The organism is Leucobacter chromiiresistens (genome assembly GCF_001477055.1).
Lineage (GTDB): Bacteria > Actinomycetota > Actinomycetes > Actinomycetales > Microbacteriaceae > Leucobacter > Leucobacter chromiiresistens_A.
In genome coordinates, this window is the sequence record NZ_LDRK01000178.1 from 1 (window position 1) to 731 (window position 731).

Below are 731 nucleotides of genomic sequence, written 5' to 3' on the forward strand. Positions count from 1 at the left end.
ACTGCCCACCTCGACGACTTGCCCCAACCCGTCGAGCCGCACCGGCACGGCCTCGACGTACATGATCGGCATGCGCCCGCGCACGAAGCTCAGCTCGTCGTCGCTCAACCAGCCCGGGTTGCCGGGCGGCGTCGGCCGGTCCTCGGGGCCCTCGGGGTCGGGCAGCTCGGCCGTGTCGATCGTCATACCCCACCCGTCCCGTCGTGATCGCCCCCGGATCGCGGCGCGATCGGGCACGTCCATCCTGCCACGCCCGCTCCTCCCGACGCGCGTGGCGCGCCTCGCCTAGGCTGTGAACCATGCACGCGCACCCGAGCCCCGCGACCCCCGGCCCTCGACGGGTCGCCGTCGTCCAGATCGCCAGCCCCGACGACGAGTCGCCGAAGGCGCGCATCGCGCGGGTCGAGGCGATGCTGCGCGAGATCGAGGGCGCCGACCTCATCACCCTGCCCGAGCTCTGGAGCGCCGGGTACTTCGCCTTCGACCGGTATGCGGAGCGCGCGGAGACGCTGGACGGCCCGACGGTGCAGATGGCGCAGCGGGTGGCGCGGGATCTCGGCAGCGAGGTGCACCTCGGCAGCATCGTCGAGCGCGGCGCCGACGGCGGGCTGCACAACACGGCCGTGCTGGTCGACGCGACGGGGCGCGTGACGCAGGCCTACCGCAAGATCCACGTCTTCGGCTACCAGTCGCTCGAGTCCCAGCTGCTCACCGCCGGTCGCTCGCTGAGC

2 protein-coding genes are annotated in these 731 nt (G+C 73.2%); one reads left to right on the forward strand and one right to left on the reverse strand.

The window, feature by feature from the left end:
- On the reverse strand, positions 1-186 hold a 186-nt coding region (locus NS354_RS12940; protein WP_153002235.1), incomplete at its 3' end, for a DUF4916 domain-containing protein.
- 113 nt (positions 187-299) lie between these two features.
- On the opposite strand from NS354_RS12940, the gene NS354_RS12945 reads away from it, so the two are divergent.
- On the forward strand, positions 300-731 hold a 432-nt coding region (locus NS354_RS12945), incomplete at its 3' end, for a nitrilase-related carbon-nitrogen hydrolase (protein WP_275934836.1).